Source organism: Pseudomonas sp. 43mfcvi1.1 (assembly GCF_900115935.1).
GTDB classification, from domain to species: Bacteria; Pseudomonadota; Gammaproteobacteria; order Pseudomonadales; family Pseudomonadaceae; genus Aquipseudomonas; species Aquipseudomonas bijieensis.
In genome coordinates this window covers 195,399-204,081 of the sequence record NZ_UETT01000013.1, presented here as the reverse complement: position 1 = coordinate 204,081, position 8,683 = coordinate 195,399, and the positions used below count along the sequence as shown (strand labels likewise).

Sequence of the window (8,683 nt, the reverse complement as noted above, 5' to 3'; positions counted from 1 at the left end):
TAGCCTTTTTTAATATCGATTTTTCCCGTTCAAGCCGGGCAATCCGGGCTTCCAGCTCCTGAATTTTCTGTTGTTCCGGGGTCAATGCTTTGCTCTGCGGCGTAACACCTTGGCGCTCTTGCTGAACCTGATCAACCCAGCGGCGCAGGGCCGACTCGCCGACGCCAAGTGAACGGCTGGCTTCGATGTAGCTGTAGTTTTGCTTGAGCACGAGGTCGGCAGCCTCGCGTTTGAATTCAGCAGAAAAGGAACGGCGTTGTTTGGTCATCTGACACCTCGATCTGGCGAGCATTCTCACCTAAATGGGTGTCCGGTTTCATTAGACCACTACACTGAGAGTCTTTAGGCGTCGTCGGATAGGCTGTTTATCTGATCATTTTTGCCTTTCCACAAACCATGGAGCTCCATTCACTTCCAATGGATTGCTACATTTGGGGCACATCTGAGGACATGATTTGGATGGTTTGAAAAGGATGCCCCCAGCCTGAGGCTCAACAGCGCACTCCTAGAAAGAGTCGCATGCAGCTGTTCCCAAATCGCCGCCGAGCGCTATCCGATCACATCAGCTTGTCGGTTACTTCTTCTGGCACTTCTGAAATACTGCCAGCCCGGTGCAGGCACGCGATACGGCCCTCCCCCCTCCCGAACATAGCGGCATGGCCCAAAGGTGAAATGCGGAGACCAACACGATCAATGAGGAACGGGTGTAAGGGTATGGTGAAGTTACCTTCCCGTTCTTATGGCCGGGATCGGGTACCTGAGTTGCCGGACGGCGAGCCACTTTCTTCCCGTGAGTCCCACCTAAGTCAATGCAAGGCCTCCTGGTAGCAGACTTGCCGGCTGAGGTTTTGACTCAATGGGTCCGATAGCACCATAGTGGCCCAGCGACCTTTCAATAGGAATGGTGCGTTTTACCCATCAGACCAGGATGCAAGACCAATCAGGGAGTGATCGATGTTCACCTATGACGTAGCCCAGCCTACGGATCAAATGCTGCTAAACGAAATCCTAAATCTCGATAACGGGGAGCCTCTGGATGTAGACAGGTTCCTGAGGCGCGATTTGGTGGTCGTAATACAGGACAGGAACGAACTCGCCGGCCGCTACGCTCGCGACCCAAATCAGCCATGGCTGGTATGCAGGATTTGCGGCGGTGCGGTGATGCTCGTGCTTACGCAACAGCGGCGGTTTCACTTCCGTCACCATCCGGATGAAGAAGGCACCAGGGGCTGCCCGATATCGACTAAGGGGGCATTCAGCGCTGATCAGATTAATCGGATGAAATACAACGCTGCGAAAGAAAGCGCGGCTCACCTGCGACTCAAAGGCATTATCAGGGACAGCTTATATGCCGATTCGGCCTGCTCCGAACCGGAGGTTGAAAAGGTATGGCGTGGGATGCCCATCGCTGACCGGGCAAGATGGCGCAAGCCTGATGTTCAAGTTTACCGAAAGCAGCAGCGGTTTGCGTTTGAAGTCCAGCTGTCCACTACCTTTCTTACGGAGATCGTAGGCAGAAGAGAGTTCTACCGGGTCAACGGTGGTGCCATCGTATGGGTTTTCGAGGGCTTCAACCCCCAAGAAAACCGTACCGCTGAACAGGATATTTTCTACCTCAATAACCTGAACGTCTTCGTTGTGAATGAGCGAACGTTGGAGCGCTCCCGAGAAGCAAAACGTATGGCGCTGACCTGCTGGTACGCGGTTCCACATCTCAAAGGTCGGATGATCTTCAACGAATGGCATGAAGAAGAGGTATTTCTTGATCAGCTAACTGTCGATACGGAACAGCAACTGGTCTATTTCTACGACTATGTGACTCACCGAAAAGAGCTGGAGGAAACGATCGCTCCTGCCCGACTTTGCCAAGAATTCCACGACTTTTGGCTAGAGCACGGTACCAGCGAGGAGCCCGAGGCTGACTTGGCCTGGAGCGAGTTGCGAGAACGTATGACTCTCGCAATGCCTCAGATTTTGCTGCCTCGCTCATTTCATGAGGGCCGATTTCATGGCGCAGTATCCATTGTTCTCAGCGCAAGATATGGTCGCCCCATTGGCTACCGCCTGCCCCGCCTAATCAATGTGACGAACACCGCATTCGACTACTACAAAGCCTACTTGTTGCCTTTCGGCTGGACACTGGAAGCTTTCCACCAAGCAGAGTCGTTGGCCTCCCAGGACACGAAAAAGACGTGGGAAAAACGCCGCAAAATCATTCGAGAAGCTCTGCGAAGCAAAGATCCGGCATACCGCCAAGACCTCAAATACAATCGGTTGTTTGCGTTCTTGGTGCCTGAGATCAAGGAAGAACTTGCGGCTGAGAGACATTGGTGAGAAAAGGCTTGGCTCACCCCTGGCCTTTCACGCCTAGTAGCTCATTGGCGCGTTTACTCTCCACATGAGAGTCGCCTTAGAAAAGCGCGCGGGCTTAGATGCTGATCACCTCACCTCCGCCACGAATACCCACACATTCGCGGCAAACGTAATCAGTCATAGCAGTCCGTTCGTTGACATGCGTAAAGTGCAAACCGGCCTGGCATCAGTAACGGTGTTGCAGCTGCCCGCGACATCCTTCAGTTCATCGCACGACAATAGCTGTATTTATGAACAGTATCAATAATCTGCTAAATCGAGCACATGCTAGACGCTGTGCCAGCATTTTGATAGCGTCGAGTGCAATTTAGCGACACCGGGACGGCGCGCGACAGCTCAATCTCGGAATGGATTAACCGGTAATAGGCGGGGCGGTCGAGTTTTGATTAACACATCGATTGGGGCATTTAACGGGCCGAGTTGGGAAGCACTGATGCAACTGGTTCTTAAAAAAAAGTATGCTGCTGAGGGTTATCAGCATGTTCCGGCCTCAGGTGGTGATTTCGGCATTGAGGGATTTACCCGAGAAACCGGTCATGCGTTTCAATGCTACTGCCCAGACTTTCACTATGAGCGCAAAGAGCTCTATGCTCATCAGCGCACAAAAATAACAAGCGACCTGAACAGCTTGAGAAATTATGCAACCGGCCTTCAATCGATACTCGGCGAAACAAGAATAAAAAACTGGTATCTCATTACACCTGACGTCATTAACAAAGATCTCATCGTGCACGCGGTCAAAAAGCAAAACGAGGTTCGCGACTGGGGCCTGCCGCACTTGCACGAAGAATTCACCGTTTATGTGCACGACGCGGGCTACTACATGAACGAGATCAATGAGGTGCGCCAAATTGAAGGTGCGCCAATCACGATCGCCCGCGAAACACCGAAGATCCCGGAACTGAACGACGAAAAGACAGACTACGAAGGCAATCTAGAGCGCAAAACCAAGTTGCGCGCAGGGGATAAAGGTGAATCTGCTTTCGAGGGGCTACTCAAACTGACTCGACGTGCTTTTTTGGATCATGATCCATTCTTCCACCAGCTGTACAACTCCCACCCACATACCTACTGGCAAGTCGCTCGGACATTGCACGGACTTGAGGAGAGAGTTGAAGAAATGAGTTATGAGCTCACCGGCAACCCTGACAATCTGGTCAGCACGGTACGAACGAGCCTCACGCAACACCTCAAGGATGACAAGCTATTAAATATTGATGCGACCATGGCGGACGACATCGTCAAGAGAACCGTGGCACGCTGGCTCGCTGTCTGCCGAATGGACTTCCGGTAAAAATGGCCACCTTAAAATTCACATCACGTCCAATGCCAGTACTTGTCGACCTCAGGCCGATGTACAAGATATGCCAAGCCTTACTCATACTCGACAGAACGGGCTATAAAGGAAAGTGCAGCTTAGTGAAGCTCCACTTGATGAATTGGGCGATCAAAGAACAGCGCCACGTGAACACCATGATTTTGGCAGCAGAGTTGGGTGAAATCACGTTGCCAATATGGGGGTTTGACCCAGCACTCTCGATTGCCCTGCAGCTGGCCTGCGGCGACCAACTGATCGAGCCCACCAAAACCGGTTTCATGCTCACGGACAAGGGGCGGGAGTTGGTCAAGAAGATAATGTCTGACGGCACTGTGATGACAGACGAAAAGGCTGCACTCATCGCCATCGGTAGAAAGATTACGGAAGATATGGTCAAGACCGTATCCAAGGAATGGGACTAAAACGTGTTCATCAAAGGCATCAGAATCTTTATCGAAACAGACGACGGCCCCTACGGCTTTCTCGCATTTTTCAATCGGAACCTCAACATTATTCGTGGTCGGAACTCTGCGGGCAAAAGTACCATTGTGCAGAGCATTCTTTATGCGCTCGGCATGGAGCAGATTTTCGGGGCCCAAAACGACAAAGCGCTTACTTACGTACTAAAGGATTATGTCGACAATGATGGCCTGCGCTGCAATATCATCCGCTCCTGGGTCACCATGGAAATGGAGTCCCTTGGAAAGACCATCACGGTAACGCGCAAAATTAAAGATGAGGGCTTCGACACTCGCCTCATCGAGGTGCAGGAATGTGCCGGCCTCACTGAAGGCCAGACTGCTGAGGGGCGGTTTCTGTTTCTTCATGACTCCGGCAGCGCTATCTACAATGATGGGTACTACACCTACCTTGAAAAATTCCTTGGGCTTAATCTTCCGTCGGTTCCAGACAAGAATGGCAACCCAAGAAAGCTGTACCTGCAATACGTCTTTGCAGCGATGGCCATCGAGCAGAAACGGGGCTGGACAGACTACATTGCCAACCTGCCCTACTTCGGCATTCGGGATGCGCGCATAAAGGTCGTTGACTACCTGGTCGGTACCAATGTCTTCGAACTGGAGACTGAGAAAGCCAGGCTCGATGTCGAAGCCCTGACGCTTCACAACCTTTGGGCCGACATTACCAAATCCATTCATAGCGACGCCCTCAAAAATCTTGTGAAGGTGGCTCACCTTCCCAAGTCTCCGGTCACAGAGTTTGACCCCCGTAGCGTCCAACTTTTCAAGGTGATGGCCAACGGTAACAACGTGGCTCTGGGCGAACACAAACGCGCGCAACTGCAAACCCTGACCAAACTTCAAAAGGACGAAACGGCGTGGAAGGATACGACTCCTGCGGAAACACTCCGCGCTATCGATGCCGAAACTGAGCACCTGCAGCGGTTGACCGTGGCTTATGAGTCGTCGCTTGGAGACCTCACACTCCACCGGGCCTCAAAAAATGCAAACCTTCAGCATATCAAGCAAGCGGAAGATGAGCTGATCAAGAACGAGGCCACTCATAAGCTGGTCAAGTACGGTGCCTCGCTCGATCTCAATATTTCGAAGAACGTTTGTCCGGCATGCTATCAGAGCGTGGGTAAATCCCTTATAGACCTGTCCGAGCAAGTGCCGCACATGGACATCGAAACGAACATTAACTACCTCAAGTCGCAAATTATTATGCTTGAGCGTGACAATGCTGCGATTGAACGTTCGATGCGGGAGGTGGCAGTTGCAAATGAAAACTTTACAAAACAAATTTCCGACTCGAAGAGCAGGCTTCGTGCTCTGAGATCTGACCTGACAACGACATCCGTTGTCTCCAAGGCAAACATGCGCCTCCAGCTTCAGATCGAAATCAATCTTGAAGATATCGGAAAGTTCTCACGGCGCATTGATGAACACCTTATCCAGCTGGGAGATATCGCTGAACAGTTCGCTACCAACCAAGAAGCCCGAGCAGAACTACCAAGCGACATATATACCGATGACGACTTGAAAAAGTACGATCTGTTTGAAAAATTCTTCAGATCTTATGTGGGCGAATTTGACTACCAGAGTGCCCCAGTGAAGGACGTCAAGTTCAACATTGACAACCTGCTTCCGGAGCTTGAAAAAATCGAGCTGAGAGAGATTCAAAACAGCAAGTTTAGCGAACTCAAAAAGGCATCTACTCGCAGCACATCACGCGACAGCACCAACATAGCATCCGAATCCAGTGCGAGCGATTTTGTCCGTCTGATATGGAGTTACATCCTTTCAATTTATGAAACGTCTGCACATGAAACCGTCAAGGGCAATCACCCTGGCTTCCTGCTGTTTGATGAGCCCGGGCAGCACTCCATGGCCACAAAGAGCCAGCGAGCCCTGTTCAAATGCCTTAACAAGTTGGAGGGGTTACAAAGTATCGTGGCTGCGTCGTTCGATGACAGCGAACCCGCCTACCTTGAAGCCACCGCAGATGTGACGTTCAAACTCATCAAGCTGGGGAAAAAAGCCATCGTGCCCGACGGAGACACCACACCGGTAGGCGATGACTAGCCGTCACTGATTCAGCCCTGCTCTTGGCATACGTGGGCCATTATGCCAAGAGCAGCCGGCCTACAAACACCTAGGAGTTGCTGAAAACCCAGTCAGGCACCGAAGCCGTGGCTTGCGAGATGCGTCCTCAAAAAGCTGTTCTTCAGAACTTTTGGAAGGAGTACGTCAGCTTCGTGATTATGTAAATGAAACCGATCAGCACAACGATCCCCCATGTGCAGCGCGATAAAGCTGAGCGACAGGAACAACAGCGCGAGCAGGAAAGCCAGTTGAGCCCAAAGTGATGCCGTGAGGCCGACCTTACCATTACTATTAGCAATCATCCGGGTACGCCCACGAGGGCCATTGGAGAAACAAGCAAGGTCCCCTTCCGTGTGCTCGGTGGCGTTTGAGCCCATCTTCCAGCGTCGGGCGACAAACCGTGTCGCCTAGTCTGCCGGGGTGGCCAAGGCGACAGCGGCAGGTGATCGTCTGCAACGACACCGATGGCCTAGCAGGACTTTGCATCAGGGCATCCAGGTACGCCCCTTCCTCGCGAAGCGCTTCCGGCAAATCGATTCTCAGCGTGTTTGATTGACGGCGCATGCGGGGCGGCTCAGGAAGGATGACTACTCGTGTACCGTCGGCGACTTGGGGCATCGCTGGGGGCAAGATCAAATATTTTTGACCTGAAACCACCGTCCTAGAGCTATGTCAAAATATTTTTTGGCGAGCCTGACAGTCTCTAGGTTTCGTCGGACGGGCTGTTTATCTGAGCATTTCAGCCTTTCCACAAACCATGGAGCGCCATTCACTTCCAGTGGATTGCTACATTGGGGGCACATCTGAGGACATGATTTGGATGGTTTGAAAAGGCTGCCCCCAGCCTGAGGTCCAGCAGCCCTCTCCTCAAAACCTCACCCGCTGCGGTTCACAACCACGCAAGAACGTTCTCACGCTCCTGCCGACGCAGCGGGCGAGTAAAATTTCAGATCGACTGAGGCATAGATGGACACACATCCAAGCTTTGTATATCCAGGTGCCCATCAGAAAAATTACCGCGCTACGGCGATGCACTTGATCTCCACGAGCAGGCCGGGGCGAGCCAGTTCACCGACACCTATGCATGTCCATGCACAAGTGCCCCTGGGAAAGACTTCATCTTTCACGCGTCTAAAAATGGGCATATGGCGGTGCATATCGACGTGATAAGTTGTCATTTCGACGACATCTTCAAATTCGCAGCCACCGGCTTTCAAGACGAGCCGAAGATTGTCCCATGCTGCCAAAAACTGCTGCTCGGGGTCTTCGATAACTGATAATTCCGGCGTCCGGCCTACCTGACCAGCGCAATAAAGAGTTTTTCCTACCTTTACAGCTGGTGCATAACCAGCATGCTCGTAGAGCAATCTCATGCTATCTGGAACAATAATCTGACGATCAGTCATGGTTGTGGAGCCCAAAATATAAACGGATACGAAAGCTGACCCAGGCGCCAGAGCGGCGTCCACTCGGGTCACTCCTCATTAATCAATCAAATCCGGCAGGTATTAGGCGGACGCTTACGTGGAATCTGAACAGTTCAACCAGCCTCCTGCTTCCTTCGATGGGTAGGATAATCAAAGGCCCACCGAAATCGCCGTATCTGCATTCCCCGTAGAAATCCTAGCCTGCGGCGAAAGAGCTATCGAGAGCCGTCTGTTTCCCCCCCTTCCTCTGAATCTGACTGGTCGAAAAGATGGCTCTCGGCTGAAGAGGGCTTGCGACGGCGCAAAATCCGAATATTGGGCGATCGTAGTGGCGCTCGAACAATCTCAATCGGTATCCAGGTGAGGGTTATCGCGGACAGAGCCACTGCAATTGCGAATGCATTCAGGCCCCCTCCGCAGATAACGTCAGAGGAGAGTTCGCTTTCTTCGCCACCAGAAGTACACACGGCCCGGTCATCAAAAGACTTCAAGTAGAGCGGCCTACCCTCCTCATTTAGGCAGCTCTGTTGGATAACTCCACTGGTAGCCAAAACGCCTCGAACGGGGAAGTTGAAGCCCGTAGTATCCAGGCCACCGGCTCGCGTACCTGGCACTGTGCGACCTGGTTTGCTCGGAGCGCTCTGCGTACGCTTGCGCCATGCCAACATTTGAAGCATTGCCTCCATCTCCGGTCGGCGTGACACGTTCATGGTCGAGTCAGATAACACCTGTGCGCTTGTTGTATCCGGCTGCTGCACATGTGACCTGGACTGAGCCTGCAAGTGGGAGCGGAAATCGGCTCCATCGGTAGGAACTCGCATTTTGTTTTCTGAAGTAGGCAACACGGTTGGAGCTGGCGGTACCGCAGAAATACCGGTCATAAGAGCACCTCATACCAGAGCTGATGTCATCACTCACTCCGATGCTCCTGGCGTTGCTATGCACTACCAGGACGGAACGGCGCTACCTCGACCTGCCTGCCCCATGGGGGCAAGAGTGGC

General features: G+C 52.3%; 7 protein-coding genes. 4 read left to right on the top strand and 3 right to left on the bottom strand.

What is annotated here, in order from left to right:
* On the bottom strand, nt 1-268 hold a 268-nt coding region (locus tag DTP52_RS23425; RefSeq protein ID WP_146206860.1), incomplete at its 3' end, for a transposase.
* 686 nt (nt 269-954) lie between these two features.
* On the opposite strand from DTP52_RS23425, the gene DTP52_RS23420 reads away from it, so the two are divergent.
* From DTP52_RS23420 to DTP52_RS23405, 4 genes are all read left to right on the top strand, one after another.
* Nucleotides 955-2,334, top strand: coding sequence for a DUF6035 family protein (locus tag DTP52_RS23420; RefSeq protein WP_109755460.1), 1,380 nt, complete (start codon nt 955-957; stop codon nt 2,332-2,334).
* A gap of 472 nt (nt 2,335-2,806) precedes the next feature.
* Nucleotides 2,807-3,667, top strand: coding sequence for a hypothetical protein (locus DTP52_RS23415; protein WP_109755459.1), 861 nt, complete (start codon nt 2,807-2,809; stop codon nt 3,665-3,667).
* Between the two features lie 125 nt (nt 3,668-3,792).
* Nucleotides 3,793-4,113 carry a hypothetical protein gene (locus DTP52_RS23410; protein WP_256594278.1) on the top strand — a complete coding sequence of 107 codons (321 nt, stop codon included), beginning with the start codon at nt 3,793-3,795 and terminating at the stop codon, nt 4,111-4,113.
* Between the two features lie 3 nt (nt 4,114-4,116).
* Nucleotides 4,117-6,234 (top strand): AAA family ATPase, encoded by a 2,118-nt coding sequence (locus tag DTP52_RS23405; RefSeq protein ID WP_109755457.1) that lies wholly within the window; start codon nt 4,117-4,119, stop codon nt 6,232-6,234.
* A gap of 92 nt (nt 6,235-6,326) precedes the next feature.
* Here the strand turns inward: DTP52_RS23405 and DTP52_RS23400 are convergent, their stop codons facing one another.
* Nucleotides 6,327-6,557: a hypothetical protein gene (locus DTP52_RS23400; RefSeq protein WP_146206877.1), complete on the bottom strand. Its 231-nt coding sequence runs from the start codon at nt 6,555-6,557 to the stop codon at nt 6,327-6,329.
* A gap of 711 nt (nt 6,558-7,268) precedes the next feature.
* Nucleotides 7,269-7,661 (bottom strand): RidA family protein, encoded by a 393-nt coding sequence (locus tag DTP52_RS23395; RefSeq protein ID WP_109755476.1) that lies wholly within the window; start codon nt 7,659-7,661, stop codon nt 7,269-7,271.
* Nucleotides 7,662-8,683 lie beyond the last annotated feature (1,022 nt).

What these genes read in the sequence shown, in the direction of transcription:
- DTP52_RS23415 (WP_109755459.1), top strand. Translation starts at nt 2,807, where the DNA reads ATGCAACTGGTTCTTAAAAAAAAGTATGCTGCTGAGGGTTATCAGCAT.
- DTP52_RS23420 (WP_109755460.1), top strand. Translation starts at nt 955, where the DNA reads ATGTTCACCTATGACGTAGCCCAGCCTACGGATCAAATGCTGCTAAAC.
- DTP52_RS23400 (WP_146206877.1), bottom strand. Translation starts at nt 6,557, where the DNA reads ATGATTGCTAATAGTAATGGTAAGGTCGGCCTCACGGCATCACTTTGG.
- DTP52_RS23395 (WP_109755476.1), bottom strand. Translation starts at nt 7,661, where the DNA reads ATGACTGATCGTCAGATTATTGTTCCAGATAGCATGAGATTGCTCTAC.